This window comes from Paenibacillus sp. (assembly GCF_035645195.1).
Classification (GTDB): domain Bacteria; phylum Bacillota; class Bacilli; order Paenibacillales; family YIM-B00363; genus Paenibacillus_AE.
Genome location: NZ_DASQNA010000030.1, coordinates 194,637 through 221,405, shown reverse-complemented (window position 1 = coordinate 221,405; position 26,769 = coordinate 194,637). Strand labels below are relative to the sequence as shown.

Genomic DNA, 26,769 nt, shown 5'->3' with positions numbered 1-26,769 from the left:
CTCCCTATTACATACTGCGCATCGAGCCCCCGTCGACGGAAATTTGCTGCCCTGTCACGTATCCCGCTTCTTCGGAAGCGAGGAAAGCGATGACCGCCGCCGCTTCTTCCGGGGTGCCGACTCGGCCGGCCGGAACGCCCGCGGCCGCTCCCTGCGCCACGGTCTCGACCGTTACCCCTCTCCGTTCGGCCGCATCCGCCCATACGCTGCGAAGCCGATCCGTCAAGATGCTTCCGGGGTGGACGCCGTTGACCGTGATGCCGTACGGGGCCAACTCGAAGGCCGCCGCCTTGGAGGCGTTGACGATCGCCGCGTTGACGATGCCGAAGTTATACCGAAGCGGGTCCGGCTCCTTCCACATGTTGCCCACGACATTGACGATGCGGCCCCACCGTCTCGTCCTCATCCGGTCGGACGCCAGCTTCATGGCGTCCAAGTAAGGAAGCAGCTTCTTGCGGATGCCTTCTTCGATATGGTGAATGCCGTGCTCGAGGAACGAAGCCGGCTCCGCTCCGGGAACGCTGTTCACCAAGATGTCGAGCCGGCCCAGCTCCGCGTCGACGCGTTCGAACAAGATCCGGCGGTCGTCCGCGTCCGCGACGTCCGCGGCGAACGCTAAGCCTTCCGGCTGCGCGTCCCGCAATACGGACGCCGCGCGCTCGAGCCGTTCGCCCGCCCTCGCGGCGATCGCGACGCGAACGCCTCGGCCGGCCAATTCAAGCGCCGCCGCCAAGCCGATCCCTCCGCTGGCTCCTATAATCAATGCCGTCCTACGTTGCTCCATGTGTTTCGCAGCTCCTTCCGCGGCGCTACGCGCGCGATTACGTTTCCTCACACCTTCGTCGCCGCTTGCCCGAATTCCTGCCTCCGCCCGCTGCCTCCGCCCGCCTTGCGGCGCCGGAACCGGACCAGCGCAAAAAACCGCGCTTCCTATCGCGCGGTTTCGTGCGGCCTTCGTTATCGCTGCTCCCACCATTTGAGATACGGGTACGGATTGAACGCCTTCCAGCCGCCGTTCGACGTATCGTACATGCCGAAGTGCAGATGCGCAGCGAATTTGCCGGTCGTGCCGACTTCCCCGTACCCGGTGGCGCCGTTGTAGCCGATCAATTGCCCTTTCTTCACCTTGGCTCCCTTGTAAATCCCCGGCGCGTAACCCGCCATATGCGCGTAATACATCGCCGTCGATCCGTCCGACGCCCGGATGCTGAGACGCCAGCCGCCGTACTGCAGCCAGCCGTAGCTGACAATGGTGCCGTCCGTGACGCTAAATAGCGGCACCCCTTCGTCCGCCATAATGTCTACGCCTTCGTGCGCGCGCTCGCCGCCGAAGCTTCGCGATTCTCCCCACGTGTCGCCGAACTGCTGGTACGAGCCGTTAATGAACGGAAACACGCCTTCCTTATACGCCGGCGGCTCCGGCACGACGTCTCTCGGCTGCGCCCGCATCGCGTCGGGCACCGGAATTTTCAGCGACTGCCCCGGATAAATCGTATACGACTGCAGCCCGTTTCGGGCAACGATCGCCGCCACGGTCGTCGTGTACGCTTGAGAAATTTTCCACAGCGTATCGCCGGAGGCGACGGTATGCGGGAGATAAGGCTCCTCGACGTAAATGCGTTCGCCGACGAGCAGCAGATCGCTCTTCAAATGGTTCCAATGCCGGATTTGGTCGACCGTCACTCCGTATTTGCGCGAGATCGCCCACAAGCTTTCGCCCGAGGCGATCGTGTGCGTCGTCCCCGACACGTTCAATCGGTCGTTGGCGTCCTGCAGCCCCCGCCAGTTTTGGGCGACGGGATAAATGTCGACGGTCGAAATGACCGCGGCCCCGCCGGCGAGTCGGATCGGCTCGCTCAGCGTCATGTTCGTGCCGTTCTTCGATGCGATATTCGAGCCGACGCGGAACACGATGACATCAGCCCCGCGCGTCACCCGAATGACGGGATCGTTCCACGTTACCTGCGCATGCAGCGATTGGAACACTTGACGAATGGAGACGCTCGGCGTTTGCGCCTGCGCCGGCGCCGGAGCCGCGACGGCCAGCATCGCGGCCATCAGCGCCCATGCGATCACCTTTTTCAAAAGTACGATAACCTCCCTTCGTTTCTTTGGAAAAGGGTGCGCGAACGTTCCCCCGTTTATGCGCTTTACGATCCCTGCACGAAAAGAGGAATTTATGGTATGTTTGAAAAAAACGAATTCGCCGGAGGTGAACGGCATCGAACTGACCGCTAGGCAATTGGAAATCGTCGATATCGTAACCAAACACGCGCCGATCACCGGCGACCAAATCGCGGAGAAGCTCGGCGTCAGCAAGCCGACGATCCGTTCCGACTTGGCGATCCTGGCCATGCTCGGGTACGTGGACGCGAAGCCGAAGGTCGGCTACTTCGCCGGCAGCGCGTTCAAGGACGGCGGCCGGCCGGTTTCGCCTTCCCTGCATCTCAAGGTGCGGGACATTCAAGGCGTTCCGGTCGTCGTGCAGGGCGCCGCCTCGGTGTACGACGCGGTCGTCACGATGTTTCTCGAGAACGTCGGCACCTTGATCGTCGCGGACGCCGAGGGGCATCTCGAGGGCATCGTCTCCCGCAAAGATTTGCTGAAGGTGACGATCACCGGCGCTTCGGCCCAAACGATGCCGATCCATCTCGTCATGACGCGCCACCCGAACATCGTGACGGCTTCTCCGGACGATACGGTATTAGAAGCCGCCCGCAAAATGATTCACCATCAAGTGGACAGCCTGCCGGTCGTCGAGCCGGTCGAAGGCGGAAAGCAGCGCGTGCTGGGCCGCATTACGAAAACGCATATGACGAGGGTGTTGGCGGAAAGCGCCGCCGAAGGAGGATTGACGATATGAACGTACGCAAAACTCCGATCATCTACATTTGCTCCGACGGCATCGGCGAAACGGCGGAAACCGTCGCGCAAGCGGCGGCTCGCCAATTCGGCGCCGAGGCGATCCGCACGAAACGGTACGGCCATCTCAGGCGGGAAGAAGATATCTTCGAGATTTTGCAGGAGGCTGCTGCGGAGGGCGGCATCGTCGCGTATACGATCGTTCTGCCGGATTTGAAGGCGTTCTTGAAAGAGGAGGCGATTCGGCTCGGCGTCATCACCGTCGACATTTTGGGGCCGGTAATGCAGGCGATCGTGGACGCGTACGGCAGCACGCCGCGCGAAACGCCCGGCCTTCGGTACGAAATGGACGAGACGTATTTCCGCCGCATCGAAGCGATCGAATTCGCGGTGAAATACGACGACGGGAAAGATTTCCGCGGCCTGTCGCTGGCGCAGATCGTCCTGATCGGCGTCTCCCGCACGTCGAAGACGCCGCTCAGCGTGTTCCTCGCGCACAAAGGCTACAAAGTCGCCAACCTGCCGATCGTGCTCGAGACGAAGATCCCGCCGGAGCTGTACCGTTTGAAGCAGCCGTTCATCGTAGGGCTGACAATGAACCCCGAGAAGCTGTTCAACATCCGGATGGAGCGGCTGAAGACGCTCGGCCTGCCGCCCGGCGCGCGATACGCGTCGATGGAGTACATCCAGGAAGAGCTGGCCTTCGCCCGTTCGGTCATGCAGGACATCGGCTGCGCCGTCATGGACGTCACCGATCAGTCGATCGAGGAGACGGCGGCGTACATTATCGAACGGCTGCACGCGCGGGACGAACGCGCCTCATACCTCGGCCGCGAATCCGTCTAAACGAACAAGAGCCTGTTCCTTCCGGAAAACCCGGAACCGAACAGGCTTTTTCTTCGCCTCGTTAGGATTCGATCATGCGCGCGGTAATGACCGCCTGCGCCGCTTTGGCGCCGTCTTTGAAGACGTCTACCCCGATTTTGCAAAAGCGTCGGCTCGACTCGATAACGTTCGGCACGAACGTGACCGTGCTGTCGATTTCGAGCGGCTGAAAATAGTACACCGACGTGCTGTCTGTGCGCAGATCGCCGCGGCGCTGCGCCTTCATCGTCCGTTTGGCGACCTGCAGCACGAGGCTCGACAGAATGCCGTCGGACAACAGGCCGACCGAGTCGATCATTTGGGCGGATATCGTCCCTTGGAAATACGAGCGTCCCTCGCTGTCGCGAAATTCCTGGAAGGCCGACCACATCTGGTCCTCGAGCGTCTCGCCGTAATGCGGCTGCAGCTGCACGTTTTGCAGCGCGCGCAGCACGTCCTTGCGGCTGATGACGCCCGAGAGCCGTCCTTCCTCGTCGACGACCGGCAGCAGCTCGAGCGATTCCCAGACCATCATATGGCCGGCCGACGCCACGGACGTCTTCGCCGTCACGGTGAACGGGTCCCGCGTCATGTAATTCGAGAGCGGGTGCGAGCCGGAAGCGCCGATGATGTCCTTCGCGGTAATCATCCCGATCGGCCGCATCGCGCCGTCGACGACGGGGAACCGATTATGGTTCGTCTCCCCGATCAAACGCAGCATGTCGTCGACTTTGTCGGTTTCCCGCAAATAGGCGGCTCCGGCGTCCTTGCGCACGATATCCCCGACGAACGTAATCTGCTTCTTGATCAGCTTCTCGGAGATGGCGCGGTTGATCAGCGTCGCGACGGTGAACGTGTCGTAGCTGCTCTTGATAATCGGAAGGCCCGTTTCGTCCGCGAGCGCCTTCGCTTCGTCCGTCGTGTCGAACCCGCCGGTGACGAGCACGCCCGCGCCGAGCGTCAGCGCGCTGTAATGCGCCTTCGTCCGGTTGCCGACGATCAGCAGATTCCCGGGCTCGATGTAGCGAATCATCGCTTCGAGCTGCATCGCGCCGATGACGAATTTGTTCAGCGGCTTGTGCAATCCGCCTTTCCCGCCGAGCACTTCCCCGTCGACGATGCGCACGATGTCCTCGAACGTCAGCTTGTCGATCTCGAGAAGCTCCTTCTTCTCGATGCGGACGGTGCCCGCCCGCTCCTTCGTGCTGACGATGCCGCGGTTTTCCGCGTCTTTGATGGCGCGGTAGGCCGTGCCTTCGCTGACCTCGAGCTCCTGCGCGATTTTGCGCACGGAAATGCGCGAGCCGACCTCGAGGTCCTCGATATATTGGATGATCTGTTCGTGCTTCGTCGAAGCATCTGCGCCGCCCATAAGATCCGACCCTTCGTCCGTACAGCATTCATTCTTGCTTTCTATTATATAACACCTCCCCCGGATTGAAAATGGAAGCGCCCTGTTAATCCGCAATACAGCGGTAATACTGCATCAAATAGTAGTGCGAGAGCGGCAGATCCGCGGTTTCCTCGCAATTCGGGCATACCGCGGACGCCTCCTCCGCGCCGCCGCACAAGAAGCACCCTCCGGCCGCGGGTGCGGCCGGGCGTCGTTCCTCGATTGTTCTCGCTCTATCGATGGCAGGCATCGTTCTCGCTTCCTTTCTTCATAAGGTGCCTTATCCCTTAATGCGCGAACTGTTCCGCTTCCGTCGAGCCCGACAGCGCCGTCGTCGACGCGTTGCCGCCGGAGATGACCTGCGTCACCTCATCGAAATAACCGGTGCCGACCTCGCGCTGGTGGCGCGTTGCTTCGTACCCGTCCTGCTCGGCCGCGAACTCCGCCTGCTGCAGCTCTGAGTACGCCGCCATCCCGCGATCCCGATACCCCCGAGCCAGCGTAAACATGCTGTAGTTCAGCGCATGGAAGCCGGCGAGCGTCACGAATTGGAATTTGTAGCCCATCTCCCCGATTCGCTGCTGGAACGCGGCGATTTCATCGACGCTCAGCTTCTTTCGCCAGTTGAAGGATGGCGAGCAGTTGTAAGCGAGCATCTTGTTCGGGTACTGGGAATGAATCGCTTCGGCGAACCGGCGCGCTTCCTCGATGTTCGGCTCGGACGTCTCGCACCAGATGAGGTCGGCGTACGGCGCGTACGCCAGCCCGCGGGAGATCGCCTGATCCAGCCCTTCTTTGACGTAGTAGAACCCTTCCGGCGATCGCTCCCCGGTGAGGAACGGGCGGTCGTTGTCGTCGATGTCGCTCGTGAGCAGCCGCGCCGCGTTCGCGTCCGTTCTCGCGATGATGATCGTATCGACGCCCATCACGTCGGCCGCGAGGCGGGCGGCGATCAAGTTGCGCACAGCCTGCTGCGTCGGGAGGAGGACCTTGCCGCCGAGATGGCCGCATTTTTTCTCGGACGACAGCTGGTCCTCGAAGTGAACGGCGGCGGCGCCCGCTTCGATCATCGCCTTCATCAACTCGAACACGTTCAGCGGCCCCCCGAAGCCCGCCTCCGCGTCGGCGACGATCGGCAGGAAGAAATCGATATCCCCTTTCCCTTCCGCATGCTGAATTTGATCCGCGCGCTGCAGCGCCTGGTTGATCCGCTTCACGACATGCGGCACGCTGTTGGCCGGGTACAAGCTCTGATCGGGATACATATGTCCCGACAAGTTCGCGTCCGCGGCGACCTGCCAGCCGCTCAGGTAAATCGCCTTCAGCCCCGCCTTCGCCTGCTGCACCGCTTGATTGCCCGTCAGCGCCCCGAGCGCGTGCACGTAAGGCTCGCTCTGCAGCAGCGACCACAGTTTGTCGGCGCCCCGCTTCGCGAGCGTGTGCTCGACGACGACGGATCCGCGCAGCCTCACGACGTCCTCCGCAGAGTAAGGCCGCGCGACGCCCTCGAAGCGCGGCGTGCGCCATTTCCGTTCCAGCTCTTTCGCTTGCAGTTTCCGATCGATCATGATTTCCCTCTCCCTTCTTTTGTTTACCCGTTCTCGTCTATTTGCTCCAAATACCCGCTGCCCCCGCAGCGAAAGCACAACGCCGTGGGAACGCCGCGGCGGTCGTCGCCGGCCGGCTCCGCGGCGCCGGCGAACAGGCGAAGTCCGAAGCCGCCGTCTTCGCCTTCGAGCTCCCCCGTCCCCATGCAGATCGGACAATCCATGTTGATTCGCCCCCTTTCATGTTATATAACAGTTGTTCCTTATGTCTGACATTATATAACTGTCTTACCACTGTTGCAATACTGTTTTTAAAAATATTTTTTGTTATATAACTGTTTTTTTGGACAAAAAAAACCCCGGGCTATGCCCGGAGTGTTTCCGATCCATCCCCCGCGGCGGCGGGAATGTCTTCGAACGCGGCATACACCGGCTTCCCCATGCCGCGCGCGATGCGCACCATTTCGTCCGCGCCCTCGGACGCGCCGCCGATGCGCAGCACCGCGTCGCAGTGCGCCAGCAGCCGGATCGAGGACGGGTGGAACAAGCTTTGGAACACTTCGTCCCCGATTTCCTTCGAGCCTGCTTCCTTAAGCAGCGGCAGCGCATACCATTCGCCGAGGACGGGGAGATGGCCCGATCGATACACCTGCCAAGCGGCCGCGTTCATCCGCTCCATGTTGCGTTCGATGAGGCGCGGATCGTCGCCGGTGCCGGATCGGTACGGGCCGGCGATCAGAATATGCAGCGGCCGCCGCGGCGCGAAATAGCGTTCGACCTCGGGGTGGCGCAGCAGCATGATCGTTTTCGCGTCCTTGATGCCGCCTCGGTCGATCATGTTCAGCGCCTCGAGATACTCGAGCTCGAGCACCTCGATCTGTTCCTGCTCCTCCCGCAGCCCGCCGCCGTCGCCGATGCGCATCGACTCGTCGTACTCCGCCATGTAGAAATGCAATATCTCCGTGACCGAGCCCGGCGACATGTACGCTTCCCCGATTTTGCGCGCCTGCGATAGCCGGTAGCCTGTCTCCTCCTCGGTTTCCTTGACGATCGCGGCGTCCGGCTCTTTCCCGTCCAGCAGTCCGGCGCACGCTTCGATCAAATAGCCGGATTCGTTGCCGTTCACATACGTCGGCATCCGGAACTGCCGCGTCAGCACGACCGTCCCTTTCTCCTTGTTGACGAGCAGGATGACGGCTCCGTTGCCGCGGTCGTACACCTCCCGCGCCTGCGTCTCCCACTCCCCTTGGCGATTGCGCAGCTGGAACGTCACCTTCCGCAGGACGTACCAGTTGTCGGACAACAGTTGATCGTTCAAAATGTTCACTTCGGCGCTCATCGGCGGCTCCTCCTCGACTCTTTTCGCGATACAAGAAAAGAATAACGGGTGACGTTACGTCACCCGCAAGCGGGAATTGCATAAAACTTTGCCGCCTGCGTCGGAACGATCCAATTCCCAGAATCGTATATGTTTACACCAAAGAACGCCTGAGTCGTTAGGAGGTTAGCAAGTCATGAAAAAGCGGAGCGTACGCGTTAGGATCTTGGCTGTCTTGGCTGTCTTGGCTGTCGCTTTGATTCTGGTCATCGTCGGCATTTGGCTTCATCTGCTGAATCGTTTCCCCCTTGAGGAGACGGCCCTGGAAAGCCACGTAAAGGAACAATTCATAAATGCCGGAACGATGACAAAAGCTGATCTTGAGATCGAAGAAATCAATGAGATCGGGAACTACAAAACCATTTTATTTTCGGTGCATGACGCGGAGACGCCAAGCCCTGCCCCTAGGTTAGGATTCGCCTTTTACGAGAGGAGCCGGTTGGGCAATACATATCGTTTCGATGGTATGGGTTGGGGTACGAACACATTCGATAGTTATTTGTTCGAAGCGTTTACGGGGAAGCGGAAGGAGACGTTTTTCGTCGTATACGGCAGGAATCCGTCGGATTCGAAGGAGTTTGAACGGTTCAAAATAACATTCCACGGCGAGGTCTTCGTCGGGAATATTGCGAAAGAAGAATACTTCGTAGAAATATTCCCTGTCGCCAACCCATCATTTCAAGAGAGCGGCGTGGCCGCCATCGCTTTCGAGACGAAGGACCTCCGCACGGAATCTTTCCCACTGCCGATCACCTCAAAAATCAAGTAATGAACTTCGTCGCCCGGAAAAAACCCAAATCTTTCGTGATCGTCAGCCTGCCCCGTTCCTGAAACAAGCGGTCCAAATAGGCGCGAAATCGCTCCAGCGTCCGGCCCGTCAGCACGTCCTTCGCGTTCATCGGCGTCGAGGTCATGTACTCGAGCAGCGGACCAGGGTCGTCGACCTCCAGCCGATCGTCGTACCGCTCCGTCTCGACGCTAGCAAAATACCGCGAAAGCAGCTCCGCGCCGTTATCCAAGCTGAACCGTTCCATGACCGGGTCGAGCACGCGGAGGCCTGGGTCGAAATCCGCGGCGAATCGTTCGATCTCGGCGAGGTGCCGCTTGCTCATCGTCGACGCGAACAGCGACGCCCCCGGCTTCATGACCCGCGCCGCTTCGGACAGCGCGGCCGGAATGTCGGGGACGTGGTACAGCATATGGTTCGCGATGACGACGTCGAACTGCTCGTCGTGGAACGGCAGCGACTGCGCGTCGGCGACGAGGCATTTAATTTGCGGAATGCCTCGCAGCGCGGCCTTCGCTTCTTCGATCATGCCGACGGACGCATCGGTCAGCGTGATCCGCCACGACGCGGGAATGCGCTCGCGGTTGCGGGTCCACAGCGCGCCGTCGCCGCAGCCGACCTCGAGCACGCGCAGATCGGACGCGCCGCCGAGCCGCTCGAAAAACCAGCGGTGCCAGCCGATCGGGTTGACGCTGTATTTGTCGTACAGGGTGATTCGTTTCCGCAGCCGGCCGGGCGTCTGGTACTGTTCGAGCCAATCCCGCTCCAATTCGACCTGCTCGATGACGCCGGCGAGCGCGTCCCAGTCGGAACCGCGCCGGCTGTCTTCCAGCAGGGCGACCGCTTCCCGCAGCGCCTTCACGGCGAACGCCAAATGCGCCGACCGCTTCGCGAGCAGCTCCTTCTGCAGCTGCAGCGATTGGAACAAGCCTCCGTCCGGCGAGGCGCCCCCGCGCAGCGTCCGCTTGATCTCCTCGAGCGAGAGGCCGACATACTTCAACGTCTGAATGTGCGACAGCGCCGCCACGTCCGCTTCGCTGTACAGCCTCCCCTTCGCGGGGTCGACGGCGCTCGGCGCGAGCAAGCCGATCGCATCGTAAAACCGCAGCGTTCTCACCGTAATGCCCGTTCTCCGCGACACCTGTCCGGTCGTATACCGCGCCTCCCCCTGTTCCATTCGCAGCCTTGCCTCCGTTCGCTTTCGTTTCCTTCATCGTACCCGATCGCACGGCCCCGGTACAGCGGGATTGTCAGGAACGCGCGGCGAGGGCGAGCCCCGTCACGGCTCGCCCTCGAATTTCATCATTCTCTTGTAAAACGTGCTTCTCGGCATGCCGAGAAGCTTGGCGGCTTTCGTCACGTTGCCGTTCGTTCGCTGCAGCGCGTCCAGCATCTGCTGCTTCTGGATTTGCTCGCGCAGCTTGAGCGGCTGCCCGCGCCGCGGCTCCGTCCGTTCGGCGCCGGCGGGCTCGGCCTGCGGCCGCGGCCCGGCTTCGCCGTACGTCCGCAGCAAGCCGCGCAGCAGCGTCTCGATGTCCTCCTGCCCGTCCGCCGCCAGAATGCGCAGCTTCTCCAGCACGTTCATCAGCTCGCGGACGTTGCCCGGCCAATCGTGCCTCATCAGCGCATCGAAGCAGGCGGGCGTGAAAGCGGCGTCCCAGCCGTGCGCATCGCAATAGTAGCGGACCAGATGCGGGATGTCCTCCGCGCGGCGGCGGAGCGCCGGCACCTCGACGGGGAACACGTACAGCCGGTAAAACAAGTCCTCGCGGAACGTCCCCTCCGCGACGAGCCGCCGAATGTCGCGATGCGTCGCTGCGATGACGCGAATATCGAGCGGAATTTCTTTGCTTCCGCCGAGCGGCGTGACGCGCTTCTCCTGCAGCACCCGCAGCAGAGCGACTTGCATGCCGTGCGGAATTTCGCCGATTTCGTCAAGGAAGATGGTCCCTTGATGCGCCTGCTCGAATTTCCCCTTCTGCCCGTGCCGCTTGGCCCCGGTGAATGCGCCTTCGACGTAGCCGAACAGCTCGCTCTCCAGCAAATCCTTCGGAATCGCCCCGCAGTTGACGGCGACGAACGGACCGTTCCGCCGGCCGCTGTTCTCGTGGATCGAGCGCGCGACGATCTCCTTGCCCGTCCCCGTTTCGCCGAACAGAAAGACGTTGGCGTCCGTCGCGGACACGCGCCGCAGCTCCTCGAGCGTTCGCCGGAACGCAAGACTCGTGCCGGCCTCCCCGAGGAATCGGAACGGCTTCTGCGCCGCGGCGTCCCGGAACCCGGCGGAGACGACGGTCTGCTTCTCCTGCTCCAGCAAATAGACGCACTTCCCGATGTATCCGCCGTGCGCCGCGGAGCAAATCGGAACCTCCATGCGGTACGCGTAGCCGCGCTCGCGGATCGCCTCCTCGCGCATGCCCGCCCACTGCGGCACGTGCCGCCGCACCGGCTTGCTCGCCGCCACGACGATCCCGCGGGGATTGCATACGACGAGCGGCTGCTCCCGCTCGAGCGCCTCGATCGACCGTTGGACGAGCTCCATCTCGTCCCGGTGCGCCCGAATGCTCGCCTCCCGCTCCATCGCGTACGCCGCTTGGGTCACCATGCCGAGCATGTACGGATGCGCCCGGTCGACCGGGCACGACACGTCGAGAATGCCGATGATATGGCCGTCGTCGTTGCGGATCGGCGCGGAGGCGCAGCTCCAGCCGTGCGAGGCGATCGAATAATGTTCTGGGCCCGTCACCATGATCGGCTCGCCGATCGACAGCGCCGTGCCGATGGCGTTCGTGCCGACCTCGGCCTCGGTCCAGCGGACGCCCTCCACGAAATTGATCCGCTTCGCCCGCTCGAGCACGTCCTCGCTGCCCCGCATCGACAGCACGATCCCTTCCGGGTCGATGAGCAGTGAAACCATGCCCATCTCGGCGGCGATCGCGTCGATCCGCCCGATATGCGGCGCGGCGACGTCGCGCAGCAGCTCGTTCTTCCGCTGCTGCAGCGCGAACGACTCGCCCTTCAGCACGTGGCGGCCGCGGTCCAAATGCGGATTGACGCGCGCCTCCTTCGAGCGATGCCACGATTCCGCGATTCTGCGATGCATGCGGGACTCGTCGAGCACCCCCTCCTGCACGAAGCGCTGCCACGCGTACAAACTTAATGCCGACTCGAACACGATACATTCCTCCCGGTACGAATTCGTTGCAGGATGTACGCCAGATGTCGACAGACCGAATATATTGCTCTCCCCTCTATTCTAATACAGGTTGACAGCGTTTACAATTTGATGCGCAAAAAACCGCCCCCTCCGAAGAGAAAGCGATTTTCGCGCGTGGAAAGTATGCAATTCCCGCAGATTTACGCATGTACGGCGCCGCCGATGGCCGCCAGCAGCGCCTCGTGCACCGCTTCGGACAGCGTCGGATGCGCGGCCGTGAACGACTCCATCGCGTCCGCCGTCAGCTCGCCGTGGAGCATGACCGCGCCTTGGCCGATCAGCTCCGTGGCGCGCGGCCCGACGATCGATACGCCGACGATCTCGTGATACTGCGGCTCGACGATGACCTTCACTTTGCCGATCGGCTCGGCGAGAATCATCGCTTTGCCGTTCGCGGCGAACGGGAACTCGCCGACGCGCACGTCGCCGTAGAGCTCCCGCGCCTTCTTCTCGGTGAGGCCGACGCCGGCGATTTCCGGCGACGTGTAAATGCACCGCGGCACGGCGCGGTAGTTCGCCTTCGCGTCCCCGCCGCAGGCGTTCAGGGCGGCGACGGCGCCTTCGTGGAAGGCGACGTGCGCGAGCTGGATGCCGCCGATGACGTCCCCGCAGGCGTAAATATGCGGCACGTTCGTCTGCATGCGCTCGCTTACGGCAATCCCCTGCTTGCCGTATTCGACGCCGGCGTTCTCGAGCCGCAGCTCCGACGTGCGCGGCCGGCGGCCGACGGAGACGAGCACGACGTCCGCTTCGACGTCGCGCAGCTCGCCGTCAGCCGTACGGCAGCGGGCCGTCTTCGCGGCTCGATCGACCGACTGCAGCGAGGCGGACGTCCAAATGGACGCGCCTCCCTTCTCCAGCTCCTTGCGCAGCACGGCCGCGATGTCCGCGTCTTCGCCGGGCAGCAGCTGGTCGGCCGCCTCGACGATCGTCACCTGCGTTCCCAGGCGGCTGTACACGCTCGCGAACTCGCAGCCGATGACGCCGCCGCCGACGATGAGCATCGACTTCGGCACGGCGGGCAGCGCCATCGCTTGGCCGCTGTGCACGATCCATTCCCCGTCGAACGGCGCGAACGGCAGCTCGATCGGCTCCGATCCGGCGGCGATGATGATGCGCTCCGATTCGATCTGTTCCTCCCCCTGCTCCTTCTCCACCCGAATGCGGCGATCGCTCTCGAAGCTCGCCTTCCCCGCGATCACTTTGATTTGGTTTTTCCGCATCAGGTAGCCGACCCCCGCGACGAGCTGCCTTACGATGCCGTCTTTATGCCGCTGCACGCCGGGCCAGTCGACTTCGACCTGCTCCGCCGGCACCCGAATACCGAACCGCCCGGCATGCTTCACCTTGTCGAACGTCTCGGCGCTCTCCAGCAGCGACTTCGTCGGCATGCAGCCTTCGTTGAGGCATGTGCCGCCGAGCTCCCGGCGCTCGATCAGCGTCACCCGCTTGCCCTGCCGGGCGGCGACGATCGCCGCCACGTATCCCGCGGGTCCTCCCCCGACAATCGCGATTTCGCTCATTCGTCTCCCGCCCTTCTCATAAAAACATGCGATGCGGTTCTTCGAGGTATCGCTTCAGCGTGCGCAAAAATTCGGCGGCGGGCGCGCCGTCCAGCACGCGGTGGTCGAACGTCAGGCTGAGCGGCAGCATGCTCCGCTTCTTCACCTCGTCGCCGACGAACACGGGCGTGTCCTGCACGGCGCCGACGCCGAGAATGCCCGATTCCGGCGGGTTGAGCACGGGCGTGAAGAAGTCGACGCCGTACGCCCCGAGGTTCGTGATCGAGAAGGTGGAACCGTGCATCTCGTCCGCCTCGAGCTTCCCTTCCCGCGCCCGCGCGGCGAGCGACTTGATTTGGCGCGACAGGTCGAGCAGCGTGCGCGTCTCGGCGTGACGGATGACCGGGACGACGAGCCCTCGGTCCAGCGCGACGGCGATGCCGAGGTGGACGTGACCGTACTGGTGGATCTGGTCGCCCTGGTACGCGCTGTTCAGCTCCTTGTGCTGCTGCAGCGCCAGCACCGTCGCCTTCGCGATCAAGTCGGTCACCGTCAACTTGATGTCGTGCTCGCGCTGCGTCACCTCGTTCATCTGCTTTTGCAGCGCGATGAGCGGCGTGATGTCCGCGCGCATCGTCAGCGTCAGCTGCGCGCTGTCGCGCAGGCTGGCCGTCATGCGGGAGGCGATCGTCCTGCGGATGCCCGTCACCGGCACGCGCTCCACGGACTCCGCGGACGCGGGTGCGGCCGCCGGCGCGGACGCAGAGGCCGGCCCGGGCGCAGGCGTCGGCGCAGGCGCGGGCTCAGGCGCGGTCGTCCGCGCATCGCGCTCGGCGATTGCCTTCTCGACGTCCTCCTTCGTGATGCGGCCCTGCGGACCGGTGCCGACGAGCGCGTCGAGCGCAAGGCCCGCCGCCTCGGCGATTTTGCGCGCGACCGGGGAAATTTTCAGCTCCCCGGACCTCGCCCCCGCCGGAGCCGAAACCGCGGCCGCGGCTGGCGCCTCCGACGGCTCCGCCGGCTTCGCGGGCGCCTCGGCTGCAGCCGACGCCGTCTCCAGCTCGGCCAGCTCGCTCGGCTGCCCGATGTAGCCGATGACGGTGCCGGGCGGCACGCCCTGCCATTCCGGCACCGCGATTTTCAGCAGCACGCCGTCCGCCGGCGCTTCCAAATCCATCTCGATTTTTTCCGAGTTGACGCTGGCGATCGTCTCGCCTTTCGTCACCGCGTCCCCTTCCTTCTTATGCCAGGAGGAGACCGTCCCTTCCTTCATCGCCATTCCCATCTTCGGCATTACGACTTCGACTGCCATTCTTCTCCGCTCCCTCCGGAATGCCGCCTGATCTTACACGCTCAGCAGCGATTTATCTCCTAACATTTCGGATACGACTTCGATCACCTTCTGCGCATTCGGCAAATACAAATCCTCCAGCACCGGCGAGAACGGCACCGGCGTGTGCGGCGCGGTGATACGCTTGATCGGCGCGTCCAAGCTGTCGAACGCTTTGTCCGCGACGAGCGCCGCGATGTCGGTCGCGATCGAGCAGCGCGGGTTCGCCTCGTCGATGACGATGAGACGGTTCGTCCTCGCGACGGACCCGAGAATCGTATCCTCGTCGAGCGGCGACAAGCTGCGCGGATCGACGACCTCGACCTCGATGCCCTTCTTCGCCAGCTGCGCCGCCGCCTCCAGCGCCGTATGCACCTGCTTGCCGATCGCGACGATCGTCAGGTCCGACCCGGCGCGCTTGATGTCCGCCTTGCCGAGCGGAATCGTGTAGTAGCCGTCCGGCACTTCGCCCGTCAAATTGTAGAGCGTCTTATCTTCGAAGAAGACGACGGGATCGTTGTCCTCGATCGAAGCGAGCAGCAGCCCTTTCGCATCGGCCGGGGTGGACGGGACGACGACCTTGATGCCCGGGATGGCGGTGAACAGCGCGTACAAGCTTTGCGAATGCTGCGCCGCCGCGCGGAAGCCCGCGCCGTGCGTCGTCCGGATCGTCACCGGCACCTGCGCCTTCCCGCCGAACATGTAGCGGAACTTCGCGCCTTGGTTCAGCACCTGGTCGAGGCAGCTGCCGATGAAGTCGTTGAACATGAGCTCCGCGATCGGGCGGAGGCCGGTCGCCGCCGCGGCCATCGCCGCCCCGACATAGCCCGCTTCCGTAATCGGCGTGTCGAGCACGCGCTCGCGGCCGAATTCCTGCACGAGGCCTTTCGTGACCCCGAGCACGCCGCCCCACGCCTCGTCGTCCTGCAGATGGTCGACCTGCGCGCCGCCGGCGACGTCCTCGCCCATCAGAATGACGTTCTCGTCTCTCCGCATCGCCAGCTTCATCGCCTCGTTGATCGCTTGCGACATGCTCATCTTTTTCGCCATGATCGGTTCCTCCTTTAAAATTCAAATCAGTACGAGACGTACACGTCGGTCAGTAGCTCGGACGGCTCCGGGAATGGGCTCTCTTCCGCGAAAGCGATCGCTTTCTCCACCGCCTCGTCCACGGACGCTTCCATCCGGTCGAGCTCCTCGGCCGTCAGCAGCTGCTCCCCGATCAAATAAGCGCGGAACTTGCCGATCGCGTCCTTCTCCGACAGATGCGCTTTCTTGTCCTCTTCTTTCTTGTATTTCTGCGCGTCGCCCTCGAAATGCCCGTAGTTCCGATACGTCACGCACTCGATCAGCGTCGGCCCCTCGCCGCGGCGGGCGCGCTCGACCGCTTCCTGCGCCGCTTGGTACACCGCCAGCACGTCTTTGCCGTCGACGCGGACGCCCGGAATATTGTAAGCGATTGCACGATCGGCGATCGTTTTGCAGCTGGAAGCGTACGTGAACGGCGTCGCTTCCGCGTACCCGTTGTTCTCGGCGACGAAGACGACCGGCAGCTTCCAAATGGCCGCGAGGTTGATCCCTTCGTGGAACGTGCCTTGGTTGTTCGCGCCGTCGCCGAAGAAGCAGACGCTGACCGCGTTCGTTTTTTTGTATTTCGCCGTCAACGCGGCGCCGCACGCCAGCGGGTACCCGCCGCCGACGATCCCGTTCGCCCCGAGCATCCCTTTATCGAGGTCCGCGATGTGCATGGAGCCGCCTTTCCCTTTGCACAGTCCCGTCGCCCGTCCGTAAATTTCCGCCATCATCCCGTCCAAGTCGCAGCCCTTGGCGATGCAGTGACCGTGCCCGCGATGCGTGCTCGTGATCGTATCGTTGTCGTCCAAGTGCGCGCACAGCCCGACGGCCACCGCCTCTTCCCCTGCGTACAAGTGCACGAAGCCCGGAATTTTCCCTTGGCCGAACAGGTCATGCACTCGGTCTTCGAACTTGCGAATTTCCAACATTTTTTGGTACATCCATTGCGCCTTCTCGCGAGTCAACTGAACCCCTTGAACTTCTTGTTCCGTTTTCGCCATGTGCTTTACTCCTCCTTCGATCGGATAATAATCGTTCCGTGCGTCTGCGTCTGCTTCGCCGCAGCTTCACGCATAGAGTAAGCTAGCAAATTTCGTGCCAATCGGCTCCCCCGATTTCGATCGCGTTTTCGGAGCATTTGCCGAACAAAAGTAGACAAAAGTGGACACCTGTCTCAATTTGTCTCGTTTTGTGCACTCGTCCAAGCATCCGGAACGGGAACGACGGACGCCGCCTGCTCCCGCGCATGGTACGAGCTGCGGACGAGCGGTCCCGCCTCGACATGGGCGAAGCCGCGCTTCAGCCCCTCCTCCTTCAGCCGCTGGAACTCCTCGGGCGCGTAATATTTTTCGATGCGCAAATGCCGCTTCGTCGGCTGCAAATATTGGCCGATCGTAAGCATGTCGCAGCCGGCCTCGCGCAAGTCGTCCATCGCTTCAATCACCTCCTCCGTCGTTTCGCCGAGGCCGACCATTAGGCTCGACTTCGTCGGAATCGCGGGCGCGTACGTTTTGGACCGGCGCAGCAGCTCGAGCGACCGCGCGTATTTCGCCTTCGACCGGACGCGGTCGGACAGCCTCGCCACCGTCTCGAGGTTGTGGTTCAGCACGTCGGGGCGCGCGTCCAGCACCGTGTACAGCGGCTGCTCCTCGCCTTGGAAGTCGGGAATCAGCACCTCGACTTGGCACAGCGGAAGCCTCGCGCGGACGGCGCGAATCGTCGAGGCGAACACCGCCGCGCCGCCGTCTTTCAAATCGTCCCTCGCGACCGACGTCACGACGACATGCCGCAGGTTCATGTCCGCCGCCGCCTCCGCTACGCGCTCGGGCTCCGCGAGATCGAGCTCCGTCGGCCGGCCGGTCTGCACCGCGCAGAAGCGGCACGCTCTCGTGCACACGCTGCCGAGAATCATGAACGTCGCGGTTCGGTTCGCCCAGCATTCGTAAATATTCGGGCATTTCGCCTCTTCGCAGACGGTATGCAGCGTTTTCTGCCGCATCAACGCCTTCAAGCTGCGGTAATTTTCGGTCGTCACCAAATTCGCCTTCAACCAGCTCGGTTTCCGTTCCCGCATCGCCGGCACGCTCCTTTTTTCGTGTGTGGTCCGATTCATCGAATGACACACAAAAATCGTGCCAAACCTGTTTCCCCCGTTGGCACGCCGCCGAGACTGTTCTATAATGGCATTACAGATGGATGACAGCGCTTTCAAGGAAAGTGAGGTAGATTCCATGCATGCAGGGTATGCGTTGACCCAAACGCTGGCGGCCAAGCTGCGCATGACGCCGCTGATGCAGCAATCGATTCACGTGCTGCAGCTGTCCGCCGCCGATTTGGCGGACTACTTGCAGGAGCAGGCGACGGACAATCCGCTGCTCGAGCTGGAATGGCCGGAGCCCCCGGCTAGATCCGCTTCGAGCGCGTTCGCGGGCGAGGACGACTGGATCGGGCGCGTCCGCATGCCCGGCGAATCGCTGGAGCAATCGCTGCTCTCCCAATTGCGGGTGAAGGGGGTCGCCGGTGAGCTGTATCGCATCGCGCGTTTCCTGGTCGGGAGCCTGAACGAATACGGCTATTTGACCGTGAGCGTCGCGGACGCCGCCGCGACGTGCCGGGCGACGGCGGCGGAGGTCGAGGCGGCGCTTCGGGAGGTGCAGTCGCTCGAGCCGGCGGGGGTCGGCGCGCGCGATTTGCGGGAGTGCTTGCTGCTCCAAATCGCGCGCGATCCGGACGCCGACAGACACGCCGCCGCGGTCGCCGCCGAATATTTGGAAGCGATCGCGCACGGCCGGCGCGCGTTCGTCGCTCGCCGGCTCGGCATCGCCGAGGAGCGGCTCGAGCGGACGCTTGCGTACATCCGCTCGCTGCGGCCGCGCCCCGTCCTCCCCGGCGACGGCGACTCGCCGCGGTACGTCGAGCCGGACGCGGCGATGTGGCTCGAGCGCGGCGAGGTGCGGTTCGCCATCGCCGACGGCGGGCTGCCGCGGCTCGGCCTGAACGCCGAGTACGTCCGGATGCTCCGCGGCGGGACGGACCGGGAGGCGGCCGCTTACCTGCGCGCCTGCCTGCAGCGCGCCAATCAGCTGCGGCAGTCGGTGGAGCGGCGCCAGTCCACGCTGCTGAAAGTCGTCGCCGCGATCGCCGAGCGGCAGGCCGATTTCGTCCGCCGCGGCGCGCTCGGCTTGAAGCCGCTGACGCTGCGGGACGTCGCCGAAGCCGCCGGCATGCACGAATCGACCGTGTCGCGGGCGACGCGGGGCAAATATGCGCAGACGCCGTACGGCCTGTACGAGCTGAAATACTTCTTCACGACCGGGCTTCGCGCCGACGACGGCTCGGAAGCTTCGGCGGCGAGCGTCAAAGCGAAAATTCGGGCGTTCATCGAAGAGGAACCCCGGGATCGGCCGCTGTCGGACCAATGGATCGCGAACGCGCTGAACGCGGAGGGCATCCGCATCTCGCGCCGAACGGTCATGAAATACCGCGAGGAGATGGGCATCCTGTCGTCGAGGATGCGGGGATAACGCGGAGGGCGGGGCGGGAGGCTGCTGTCGCGCCGAGCGGGAGGCAGCCTGCTGTGCCCCTGCCCCCGTTATGCCCGCATACGCCGACCCCCCGGGCAATTATGGGTAGCATGTATGCTTATTATCGCACCACCCTACTCTTCTTTAGCTACCTCCCTACCCATAATGCATCAATCCCCGCCGCATACGCCGAACCCCGGGGCGATTATGGGTAGCATGTATGCTTGTTATCGCACCACCCTACTCTTCTTTAGCTACCTTCCTACCCATAATGCACGAGCGCCGCCGCAGACGTCCCGACTCCTGGGGCGATTATGGGGGAGCATGTGCCGCCGCGCCGCGAATCGCCGGCACTGCTTCGGCCCGGTCGCATAAGACCGGGCCGCACTCCGAAAGCGGCTATATCCGCCCCGATCCGACTACGTCGACGTGACGAACCCGTAGCTCCACTCCGCTCCGCGCTCATGCAGCGGATTGCCGTCCCGCCGCACCTGCTGCCGAATGCACCAATCGAGATACGCTTCCACATTCTCTTTATTGCTCTTCGCCCGCCCCGGGCTCTCCGGCGCCAAATGATGAAAGACGTTCGTCAGCTCCTCCAGATCGCATTCGGACAAATCTTTGCCGTAGTCCGCCTCCATCTCCTTCGCCTTGTCGAACAGCCGCTCGAATTCCGGGACGCGGTCCGGCTCGAGCGTATCCAGGAAGCGGCGTTTCAACGCTTCGTTGTACATGATCGATCCCCCCTTTCTCCCTCACAGTATTACCCAACAACGAAAAAATCCCCCGGAATTGTTCCGGGGGATGCATGCGGCGCTCGTTTAGTTCGCCGGTACGATGGAGCCTTTGTACGTGTCGTTGATGAACGTCTTCACGTCTTCCGACTGCAGCGCTTCGATCAGCTTCTTGATCGCGTCCGAATTTTGATTGTCCGGACGAGCGGCGACGATGTTCACGTACGGGGAGTCGCTGCCTTCGATGAAGAGCGCGTCTTCCGTCGGCACGAAGCCGGCTTCCAATGCGTAGTTCGTGTTGATCAGCGCAAGATGGACGTCGGGCAGCACGCGCGGCAGCGTCGCCGCTTCGAGTTCTTTGATCTCGAGCTTCTTCGGGTTGTCGACGATGTCGGCGACCGTCGCTGCGACGCCGACGCCATCCTTCAGCGTCAGCAAGCCGTTCGCCGCCAGCAGCGCCAACGCGCGGCCGCCGTTCGTGGCGTCGTTCGGGATCGCGACGATCGCTCCTTCCGGCAGCTCGTCGACGCTCTTCACCTTCTCGGAGTAAGCGCCGAACGGCTCGATGTGCACACCGCCGACGTTGACGAGATCCATATTGTTATCCGCGTTGAACTGGTCGAGATACGGCACGTGCTGGAAGAAGTTCGCGTCCAGCTGCTTCTCGAACACTTGCACGTTCGGCTGCACGTAGTCGGTGAACTCGACGACTTCCAACGCTACGCCCTGCTCTTCGAGCTTCGGCTTCACGAAGTTTAAAATTTCGGCATGCGGGACCGGCGTAGCGGCGACCTTCAGCGTGACCGGCTCCGCCGGCTGTTCCGCTGCTTGACTTGGCGCTTCTTCCGCAGCAGGCTGCTGCGCGTTGCCGCCGCCGCAAGCCGTCAGCGCGACGGCGAGAACGAAAGCGGCGGAAGTGATAAACCATTTTTTCATTTTGTTTCTCTCCCTTTTTCTTTTTTATATATGGAATCTACTTTCGGCTGTAGCGAGCGACGAGGCGATCGCCGACCGTTTGCAGAATAACCACCAAAATTAAGAGCAAAATAATGGTAACGATCATGACGCCGGGGTTGAATCTCTGGTACCCGTACCGAATCGCGAGGTCGCCGAGGCCGCCTCCGCCGATCATGCCCGACATGGCGGTGTACGCGACCAGCACGATCGAGGTGATCGTGACGCCTCCGATCAAGCCGGGGCGCGCTTCGGGCAGCAGCACCTTCGTGACGATTTGCCACGGCGACGCGCCCATCGCTTGCGCCGCTTCGACGACGCCGCGGTCCACCTCGCGCAGCGTCTGTTCCACGATTCGCGCGAAGAACGGCGCCGCGCCGATGACGAGCGGCGGAATCGTCCCTTCGACGCCGATGGACGTCCCCATGACGAACCGCGTGAACGGAATGAGCGCGATCATCAAAATGACGAACGGCACGGAGCGAAGCACGTTAATGATTCCCGACAGCGCCGCGTACAGCGGGCGGTTGTCGAGCAGCTGCCCCTTCGAACACAGGAACACCAGCACGCCTAACGGCAAACCCAAAGCTACCGTAAATACGGTCGAAATGCCGAGCATCGTCAGCGTGTCCAGCGTCGCCTGCAGCACGTCTTCCCAAGGGATCGGCTTCCCTCTCATAGCAGCACCTCCACTTCCAACCCGCGCTCCCGAAGGGCGTCGACGGTGCGCCGCGCGGCGGGCTCGTCGCCGTGCAGCTCGACGATGAGCTGGCCGTACGGGATTCGTTTCATGCGGGATATCGAGCCTTGCAAAATGCTGAAGGACATGCCCGTCTCCTTCACCGTCTCGAACAGCACCGGCGCGTAAGTCTGTTCGCCTTGGAACGTTACGCGCAGCAGCATGCCTCGGGCGGCGCCTTCGGCTTTGCCGAACGTCGCCTGCTCGATCTCGGCCGCCTGCGAGACGAACTGCTTCGTCGTCGGATGCTGCGGACGCAGGAAGACGTCGACGACGGCCCCGCTTTCGACGATCCGTCCGCCGTCGATGACGGCGACGCGGTCGCAAATCGAGCGGATCACCTGCATTTCGTGCGTGATGAGCACGATCGTCAGCCCGAGCTTCTCGTTAATGTCCAGCAGCAGCGAGAGGATCGACTCCGTCGTCTGCGGGTCGAGCGCGGACGTCGCCTCGTCGCACAGCAGGACGTACGGATCGTTGGCGAGCGCCCTCGCGATGCCGACGCGCTGCTTCTGACCGCCGGACAATTGAGACGGGTAATGTCCCAAATGCGCCTGCAGCCCGACGAGCTCCGCCAGCTCCCGCACCCGCTCCCCGATGCGCTCCTTCGGCGTCTTCGCGAGCCTCAAAGGAAAGGCAATATTGTCAAACACGGTGGCCGAGGACAGCAGATGAAAATGCTGAAAGATCATGCCGATTTTCTGGCGCTGCGCCTGCAGCTCCTTCGGCGTGCAGGAGGACAGCTCGACGCCGTTCACGGTGACCGTACCGGACGTCGGCGTTTCCAATCCGTTGATGCATCGGAGCAGCGTGCTCTTCCCCGCCCCCGAATGGCCGATGATGCCGAAAATTTCGCCCGGCTTCACGGACAAATCGATCTCGCTCAGCGCTTCGAACGACTGGTCGCCGATGCGGAACGTTTTGCTTACGTTACTGATCTCTATCAATTCGGTTCCCGATTCTCCCTTCCGATGAAAAGTAAAAGCCCCGTCTCTACAAAACGAGACAGGGCGAATAGGCGAGTTCCCCATCTCATCTCTCGGAACGACTACGTTCGCTCCGAAGGAATTGGCACCGGACGTCCGCTTGCGCGAACCGGTTGCCGGGCTTCATAGGGCCTGTCCCTCCGCCACTCTCGATAAGACTGATAATGATATTCAATTAAAAAGACAAATAGTAATATAAAACATATTACACGGGACGTCAATAGCGTTCGTACTAATGCCGCGCCCTAAGACCGCTCCAAATGATTCCACTTGACGCTCCATTCGAAACAAAGCCCGCCGACGCGAAAGGCATGCATCGGCGGGTTCTGCAAAATAACGGATTAATATTTGTCCTTCTTATATACGGGGTACGGATACGTCTCGTCGTCGAACGCTCTTCCTTCCCAAGCGAAGAAGTTTTCGAACAGCGGCTTCGCCGTCGGCCCCAGCTTCTCGGCCAAATTCAGCTCTTCGTACCAGTTCTTAAACTGCTCCAGCCGTCTTCTCCCCACCGGGAAATCCGTCCGCGCCAGAATATAATGGAACGCGCGCCGTTTGGAGCCGCCGTTCGCTTCCCCTTTCGCTTTGCCCCGATGCAGTACGGCTTGATGCATGAACAGCACCTCGCCCGGCTCCAAGACGCAAATTTCTTCGTTCGAAACTTCCTCCACCGTGCCGTACTTGGCGTTCTCCTCGTCCGTGAGCGGCCTGCGGTGCGAGCCTTTGACGACCTTGAAGCTCTCTTCCCGGTACAGCGCCGTATTGAACTGAAGCCAGCCCGGCGGGATGCCGCCGTCGGTGGAATACACCTCTTGTCTTCCGTCCCGGTGCCAAGCGAGGTCGTAGTCCACGTGGACGGGGGACCATAACGCCTTCAGCCCGTAGATTCCGATATCCGGTCCGAGCAAGCTGCGGAGCGAGTTGATCAGCTTATCGTTATTCAAATAATCGGTGAAAGCCGGCTCGTATAAATCCGGATGCAGCAGCCAATCCGCCCCCCAATATTCCGTGACTTCGCTCTGCGTCGCGCCCGGCTTCGTTTCGATCTTGTTGCCCGATTTGGCCCCGATGACCCGCGAGTTGTATTTCTCGGGGCCGGGGTAAGCGCGCACCTTCTCCACCATGCGCTCGTACGCTTCGCGATAGGCTTCCAGTTCCTCGGGCGAAATCAATCCCTTCAGAACTAAAACACCGTCTCGGTAATACGTTTCCTTCTGCTCTTCGGTCAACATGTGGCATTCTCCCTTCGCGTATATCAATATGGATTGTGAACTCAGCGGTTGCGGGACAGATCGCAGGCGTCACTTCACAGCGGCGAGATAAGCGCCGAGCTGCGTTTTCACTTCGGCGAACACCTTCTCTTGGCCGGCTTGCTTCGCCGCGGTCCGGTACTCCTCCAGCCACTTGTCGACATCGTCGACGAGGCCCAGCTCGAGCAGAGGCAAATATTTCGTCTTGGCGCTGTTGACGGCCGCCATTTCGTTCGCGATCGGTCTTTCGTCGATGCGAAGGCCCAAGGAAACCGGCTGCACGGTTCTGCCCTCCCGCGATGCGGCGATCACTTTGACGATCGGGGGCTGCGTGGTGGCGGTGCGTTCGTGCTCGCCCTTGACGCCCCAAGAACCGCCGGTGCCGAACCGGTATTTTTCCTGGTTGGGGCCGGGCTCCCATTGATCCTCGCCGACCGGACTCCAGTGTTTCCCCTTAATGCCGAGCCTCATCAGGTTGTTGTATTCCTCGTCGAACTTCATTTTGTCGAGCAGCATGAACGCTCGTTCTTTATGCTTGGAGCCGGCGGCGACCGCCATGCCGTCGGAGGTGTAGCTGCCGATCATCAGCTTTCTGCCTTCCGTCAGATCGTATATTTCGGGCTTCCATTCCGGATGCGTCTTCTCGACCGACTGCTGCGTGACCGCGAGCGTGCCGATATTCCACAGCAGCGAGGCGGACGTGCCGTTCTCGAAGGCGTCCCGCGGAGCGGTATTGTTGGCGACGGCGTTTTTGGACCAGAACCCGCGGTCGGCCCAATCCTTCATTTTGCGAACGAACGCTTCGTACGCTTCCGATTCGTGCAGCCACTGCAAATCTTCCGCGCGAATGTCCTTATCGCCGGTATACGGATGGAAATAGTCGGACGTCCCGTTCTTGAGCACCACCAGCTCGTTCATCGTCTTCACGAACAAATCTCTCATCGTGTCGTTATTTTTCGAGGCGGCGAACGGGAAAATCCCCTTTTCGTTTTTCGCGACGGCGTCGTAGTAAGCTTCCAAATCGTCGATCGTTTTGATCTCGGGCAGTCCGTACTTCTCTCTCAAGTCTCCCCGGATGAGCACGCCGCTCGCCCCGGCCATCGGCGTCAAACTGATCGGCACGAAGTACGCCTTGCCGCCGATTTTGGCCTGCTCGAAGGACAACGGATTTTGGTGCTCCCACGTTTGCGGCATGTAGGTTTGTAAAATCTCTTCCGTCACTTCCGCGAACGCTCCTTTGACCGCCTCTTGGTCGTAGAACGCCCAATCGGACGTGTAAATCAAATCCACCCGCTCCCCGGTGGCGAACAACAACGGGTACCGCTGCTGGTAATCGCTGAAGGAGAGAAATTCCACTTCGACGGTGGCGTTCAAATCTCGCTTGATGAGCTTGTTTAACTCCTCGTACACCAGCTTCGTGTCAGGATCGGCATCGCCAAGCAAAATCATTTTCAATGTCACATGCTCGGAAGTGTCGACCGCCTGCGGCTCGCTCGTTTGTCCTGCGGCCGAATCGTTCCCGGCGTTCGCCGCCGGCGCGGCCGCGTCGCTCCCAGCGGCGTCGCCGCCGCTCGTCGTTTCCCCGCCGCTGCTCCCGCCGTTCCCGTTGCATGCTGTCAGGAGGACCGCCAAAAGAACGACCAGAGTCAATGCCGTACGCTTGGTGAGACGGAATGCCTTCATAGAAAAACCTCCTTTTGTGAGCTGCTTGTATCTCTACCGGCAACCTGAACCGGGGTTACCCTTTGACCGACCCGATCGTCAACCCCTTCAAGAAAAAGCGCTGAACGAACGGATATAGGAAGATGATCGGACCCGTGACGACGATCGTCAGCGCCATTTTCATCGATTCCACGGGGAACGATTCGATGTACAGCCCCGCCTCCTCCATCACCCTTCGCATTTCCTGAATGTCGCCGAGCAGTTTATACAGGAAGTACTGCAGCGGATAGAGCGATTTGTCGGTGATGAACAGCATCGCGTGGTACCAATCGTTCCAATACATCAAGGCGGTGAAGAGACCGATGGTGGCGATGACCGGTTTGGATAAAGGCAGAATGAGCAGCCAGAAAATTTTAAAGTCGCCGCAGCCGTCGATTTTGGCCGACTCCGTAATGGCGTACGGGATGCCCCGAATGAAGCCTTTGGCGAGCAAAATGTTCCATACGGATACGCACGACGGAATAATGAGCGCCCATAACGTGTCCTTCAGGTGGAGGTACTGGGTGATCAGAATGTACCAGGGGACCAGCCCGCCGTTGAAGAGCGTCGTGAAGAACAGATAGAAGGAGAAGGAATTTCTCCAGGAGAAGTCCGGCCGCTGCAGCACATATCCGGTCATCGTGCTGATCAGAATGCCGAGCGCGGTTCCCACGGCGGTCACGAGCATCGTGACTCCGTACGCCTGGAAAATCGTCATCGGCGTTTTGAATATCAATCGATAGCCTTCTAGGTTGAACTCCCGGGGAAAAAGCGTGTAGCCATGCTGCAAAATGAATTCTTCCCGCGTGAAGGAGGAGGAGATGATCATCAAAAACGGAACGAGACAGAGCAAAGCGAAAAAAGCTACGAACGGATAGCCTAAAGCCAGAAAGACAATCTCGTCCAGGGGTTTCTTTTTCATGCCGG

At 61.8% G+C, this 26,769-nt stretch carries 25 protein-coding genes and 1 riboswitch; of the genes, 4 read left to right on the top strand and 21 right to left on the bottom strand.

The annotated features are described in order from the left end of the window. Nucleotides 1-7: 7 nt before the first annotated feature. Together VE009_RS15960 and VE009_RS15955 are read right to left on the bottom strand one after the other, a co-directional pair. Nucleotides 8-784: an SDR family oxidoreductase gene (locus VE009_RS15960; protein ID WP_325009297.1), complete on the bottom strand. Its 777-nt coding sequence runs from the start codon at nt 782-784 to the stop codon at nt 8-10. Nucleotides 785-957: 173 nt separating this feature from the next. Continuing rightward, a complete protein-coding gene (locus VE009_RS15955) occupies nt 958-2,076 on the bottom strand; it encodes a LysM peptidoglycan-binding domain-containing protein (protein ID WP_325009548.1) in 1,119 nt (372 codons plus the stop codon). Nucleotides 2,077-2,179: 103 nt separating this feature from the next. On the opposite strand from VE009_RS15955, the gene VE009_RS15950 reads away from it, so the two are divergent. Both VE009_RS15950 and VE009_RS15945 read left to right on the top strand, forming a co-directional pair. Then, nucleotides 2,180-2,863 carry a helix-turn-helix transcriptional regulator gene (locus tag VE009_RS15950; RefSeq protein ID WP_325009295.1) on the top strand — a complete coding sequence of 228 codons (684 nt, stop codon included), beginning with the start codon at nt 2,180-2,182 and terminating at the stop codon, nt 2,861-2,863. Then, nucleotides 2,860-3,708, top strand: coding sequence for a pyruvate, water dikinase regulatory protein (locus VE009_RS15945; protein WP_325009293.1), 849 nt, complete (start codon nt 2,860-2,862; stop codon nt 3,706-3,708). The genes VE009_RS15950 and VE009_RS15945 overlap by 4 nt, the downstream gene beginning before the upstream one ends. 61 nt (nt 3,709-3,769) lie before the next feature. On the opposite strand, the gene VE009_RS15940 is transcribed toward VE009_RS15945, so the two are convergent. From VE009_RS15940 to VE009_RS15920, 5 genes are all read right to left on the bottom strand, one after another. Beyond that, nucleotides 3,770-5,098, bottom strand: coding sequence for a DRTGG domain-containing protein (locus tag VE009_RS15940; protein WP_325009291.1), 1,329 nt, complete (start codon nt 5,096-5,098; stop codon nt 3,770-3,772). 85 nt (nt 5,099-5,183) lie between these two features. After that, on the bottom strand, nt 5,184-5,369 hold the full coding sequence (locus VE009_RS15935) for a hypothetical protein (RefSeq protein WP_325009289.1): 186 nt from the start codon (nt 5,367-5,369) through the stop codon (nt 5,184-5,186). Between the two features lie 37 nt (nt 5,370-5,406). Further along, on the bottom strand, nt 5,407-6,687 hold the full coding sequence (aceA, locus tag VE009_RS15930; protein WP_325009285.1) for an isocitrate lyase: 1,281 nt from the start codon (nt 6,685-6,687) through the stop codon (nt 5,407-5,409). Between the two features lie 23 nt (nt 6,688-6,710). After that, entirely contained in the window at nt 6,711-6,890 is a 180-nt protein-coding gene (locus tag VE009_RS15925) for a hypothetical protein (RefSeq protein ID WP_325009283.1), read from the bottom strand. Nucleotides 6,891-7,030: 140 nt separating this feature from the next. Next, entirely contained in the window at nt 7,031-8,005 is a 975-nt protein-coding gene (locus VE009_RS15920) for an NUDIX domain-containing protein (RefSeq protein WP_325009281.1), read from the bottom strand. Between the two features lie 175 nt (nt 8,006-8,180). Between VE009_RS15920 and VE009_RS15915 the strand changes: the two genes are divergently transcribed. Next, nucleotides 8,181-8,813 carry a hypothetical protein gene (locus VE009_RS15915; RefSeq protein WP_325009279.1) on the top strand — a complete coding sequence of 211 codons (633 nt, stop codon included), beginning with the start codon at nt 8,181-8,183 and terminating at the stop codon, nt 8,811-8,813. On the opposite strand, the gene VE009_RS15910 is transcribed toward VE009_RS15915, so the two are convergent. The 7 genes from VE009_RS15910 to lipA all read right to left on the bottom strand — a co-directional run bounded on the left by VE009_RS15910 (nt 8,806) and on the right by lipA (nt 18,067). Further along, nucleotides 8,806-10,008 carry a MerR family transcriptional regulator gene (locus tag VE009_RS15910; RefSeq protein ID WP_325009277.1) on the bottom strand — a complete coding sequence of 401 codons (1,203 nt, stop codon included), beginning with the start codon at nt 10,006-10,008 and terminating at the stop codon, nt 8,806-8,808. The two genes, VE009_RS15915 and VE009_RS15910, sit on opposite strands and share 8 nt — an antisense overlap. 102 nt (nt 10,009-10,110) lie before the next feature. Beyond that, nucleotides 10,111-12,006 (bottom strand): sigma-54-dependent Fis family transcriptional regulator, encoded by a 1,896-nt coding sequence (locus VE009_RS15905; protein WP_325009275.1) that lies wholly within the window; start codon nt 12,004-12,006, stop codon nt 10,111-10,113. A 182-nt stretch (nt 12,007-12,188) separates the two neighbouring features. Continuing rightward, nucleotides 12,189-13,571, bottom strand: a complete 1,383-nt coding sequence (gene lpdA / locus VE009_RS15900) for a dihydrolipoyl dehydrogenase (RefSeq protein ID WP_325009273.1) — start codon at nt 13,569-13,571, stop codon at nt 12,189-12,191. A 16-nt stretch (nt 13,572-13,587) separates the two neighbouring features. Next, complete coding sequence (locus tag VE009_RS15895) at nt 13,588-14,862, bottom strand: dihydrolipoamide acetyltransferase family protein (RefSeq protein ID WP_325009271.1); 1,275 nt, start codon at nt 14,860-14,862, stop codon at nt 13,588-13,590. 33 nt (nt 14,863-14,895) lie between these two features. Further along, on the bottom strand, nt 14,896-15,930 hold the full coding sequence (locus tag VE009_RS15890; RefSeq protein ID WP_325009269.1) for an alpha-ketoacid dehydrogenase subunit beta: 1,035 nt from the start codon (nt 15,928-15,930) through the stop codon (nt 14,896-14,898). 26 nt (nt 15,931-15,956) lie between these two features. Then, nucleotides 15,957-16,955: a thiamine pyrophosphate-dependent dehydrogenase E1 component subunit alpha gene (locus VE009_RS15885; RefSeq protein WP_325009267.1), complete on the bottom strand. Its 999-nt coding sequence runs from the start codon at nt 16,953-16,955 to the stop codon at nt 15,957-15,959. A 173-nt stretch (nt 16,956-17,128) separates the two neighbouring features. Further along, nucleotides 17,129-18,067 (bottom strand): lipoyl synthase, encoded by a 939-nt coding sequence (lipA, locus tag VE009_RS15880; RefSeq protein ID WP_325009265.1) that lies wholly within the window; start codon nt 18,065-18,067, stop codon nt 17,129-17,131. A gap of 118 nt (nt 18,068-18,185) precedes the next feature. Between lipA and rpoN the strand changes: the two genes are divergently transcribed. Then, nucleotides 18,186-19,478 carry an RNA polymerase factor sigma-54 gene (gene rpoN / locus VE009_RS15875; RefSeq protein WP_325009263.1) on the top strand — a complete coding sequence of 431 codons (1,293 nt, stop codon included), beginning with the start codon at nt 18,186-18,188 and terminating at the stop codon, nt 19,476-19,478. A 419-nt stretch (nt 19,479-19,897) separates the two neighbouring features. Here the strand turns inward: rpoN and VE009_RS15870 are convergent, their stop codons facing one another. The 7 genes from VE009_RS15870 to VE009_RS15840 all read right to left on the bottom strand — a co-directional run bounded on the left by VE009_RS15870 (nt 19,898) and on the right by VE009_RS15840 (nt 26,764). Continuing rightward, a complete protein-coding gene (locus VE009_RS15870) occupies nt 19,898-20,212 on the bottom strand; it encodes a hypothetical protein (protein WP_325009261.1) in 315 nt (104 codons plus the stop codon). An 87-nt stretch (nt 20,213-20,299) separates the two neighbouring features. Next, nucleotides 20,300-21,148 carry a MetQ/NlpA family ABC transporter substrate-binding protein gene (locus VE009_RS15865; protein ID WP_325009259.1) on the bottom strand — a complete coding sequence of 283 codons (849 nt, stop codon included), beginning with the start codon at nt 21,146-21,148 and terminating at the stop codon, nt 20,300-20,302. A 37-nt stretch (nt 21,149-21,185) separates the two neighbouring features. Beyond that, nucleotides 21,186-21,845: a methionine ABC transporter permease gene (locus VE009_RS15860; RefSeq protein ID WP_325009257.1), complete on the bottom strand. Its 660-nt coding sequence runs from the start codon at nt 21,843-21,845 to the stop codon at nt 21,186-21,188. Next, on the bottom strand, nt 21,842-22,852 hold the full coding sequence (locus VE009_RS15855) for a methionine ABC transporter ATP-binding protein (RefSeq protein WP_325009255.1): 1,011 nt from the start codon (nt 22,850-22,852) through the stop codon (nt 21,842-21,844). The genes VE009_RS15860 and VE009_RS15855 overlap by 4 nt, the downstream gene beginning before the upstream one ends. Before the next feature lie 82 nt (nt 22,853-22,934). Further along, nucleotides 22,935-23,050: riboswitch (SAM riboswitch) on the bottom strand. Between the two features lie 182 nt (nt 23,051-23,232). After that, nucleotides 23,233-24,123 carry a phytanoyl-CoA dioxygenase family protein gene (locus tag VE009_RS15850; protein WP_325009253.1) on the bottom strand — a complete coding sequence of 297 codons (891 nt, stop codon included), beginning with the start codon at nt 24,121-24,123 and terminating at the stop codon, nt 23,233-23,235. Between the two features lie 69 nt (nt 24,124-24,192). Next, the gene (locus VE009_RS15845) at nt 24,193-25,824 is read right to left on the bottom strand and encodes an extracellular solute-binding protein (protein ID WP_325009251.1); all 1,632 of its coding nucleotides are present in this window, start codon (nt 25,822-25,824) and stop codon (nt 24,193-24,195) included. Between the two features lie 55 nt (nt 25,825-25,879). Next, nucleotides 25,880-26,764, bottom strand: a complete 885-nt coding sequence (locus tag VE009_RS15840) for a carbohydrate ABC transporter permease (RefSeq protein WP_325009249.1) — start codon at nt 26,762-26,764, stop codon at nt 25,880-25,882. Nucleotides 26,765-26,769 lie beyond the last annotated feature (5 nt).

Coding starts and splice junctions, on each gene's coding strand:
- VE009_RS15870 (WP_325009261.1), bottom strand. CDS start 20,212: ATGTACAACGAAGCGTTGAAACGCCGCTTCCTGGATACGCTCGAGCCG.
- VE009_RS15910 (WP_325009277.1), bottom strand. CDS start 10,008: ATGGAACAGGGGGAGGCGCGGTATACGACCGGACAGGTGTCGCGGAGA.
- VE009_RS15840 (WP_325009249.1), bottom strand. CDS start 26,764: ATGAAAAAGAAACCCCTGGACGAGATTGTCTTTCTGGCTTTAGGCTAT.
- aceA (WP_325009285.1), bottom strand. CDS start 6,687: ATGATCGATCGGAAACTGCAAGCGAAAGAGCTGGAACGGAAATGGCGC.
- VE009_RS15960 (WP_325009297.1), bottom strand. CDS start 784: ATGGAGCAACGTAGGACGGCATTGATTATAGGAGCCAGCGGAGGGATC.
- VE009_RS15850 (WP_325009253.1), bottom strand. CDS start 24,123: ATGTTGACCGAAGAGCAGAAGGAAACGTATTACCGAGACGGTGTTTTA.
- VE009_RS15890 (WP_325009269.1), bottom strand. CDS start 15,930: ATGGCGAAAAAGATGAGCATGTCGCAAGCGATCAACGAGGCGATGAAG.
- rpoN (WP_325009263.1), top strand. CDS start 18,186: ATGCATGCAGGGTATGCGTTGACCCAAACGCTGGCGGCCAAGCTGCGC.
- VE009_RS15865 (WP_325009259.1), bottom strand. CDS start 21,148: ATGAAAAAATGGTTTATCACTTCCGCCGCTTTCGTTCTCGCCGTCGCG.
- VE009_RS15935 (WP_325009289.1), bottom strand. CDS start 5,369: ATGCCTGCCATCGATAGAGCGAGAACAATCGAGGAACGACGCCCGGCC.
- VE009_RS15860 (WP_325009257.1), bottom strand. CDS start 21,845: ATGAGAGGGAAGCCGATCCCTTGGGAAGACGTGCTGCAGGCGACGCTG.
- VE009_RS15950 (WP_325009295.1), top strand. CDS start 2,180: ATGGTATGTTTGAAAAAAACGAATTCGCCGGAGGTGAACGGCATCGAA.
- lipA (WP_325009265.1), bottom strand. CDS start 18,067: ATGAATCGGACCACACACGAAAAAAGGAGCGTGCCGGCGATGCGGGAA.
- VE009_RS15940 (WP_325009291.1), bottom strand. CDS start 5,098: ATGGGCGGCGCAGATGCTTCGACGAAGCACGAACAGATCATCCAATAT.
- VE009_RS15920 (WP_325009281.1), bottom strand. CDS start 8,005: ATGAGCGCCGAAGTGAACATTTTGAACGATCAACTGTTGTCCGACAAC.
- lpdA (WP_325009273.1), bottom strand. CDS start 13,571: ATGAGCGAAATCGCGATTGTCGGGGGAGGACCCGCGGGATACGTGGCG.
- VE009_RS15895 (WP_325009271.1), bottom strand. CDS start 14,862: ATGGCAGTCGAAGTCGTAATGCCGAAGATGGGAATGGCGATGAAGGAA.
- VE009_RS15845 (WP_325009251.1), bottom strand. CDS start 25,824: ATGAAGGCATTCCGTCTCACCAAGCGTACGGCATTGACTCTGGTCGTT.
- VE009_RS15925 (WP_325009283.1), bottom strand. CDS start 6,890: ATGGATTGTCCGATCTGCATGGGGACGGGGGAGCTCGAAGGCGAAGAC.
- VE009_RS15915 (WP_325009279.1), top strand. CDS start 8,181: ATGAAAAAGCGGAGCGTACGCGTTAGGATCTTGGCTGTCTTGGCTGTC.
- VE009_RS15885 (WP_325009267.1), bottom strand. CDS start 16,955: ATGGCGAAAACGGAACAAGAAGTTCAAGGGGTTCAGTTGACTCGCGAG.
- VE009_RS15945 (WP_325009293.1), top strand. CDS start 2,860: ATGAACGTACGCAAAACTCCGATCATCTACATTTGCTCCGACGGCATC.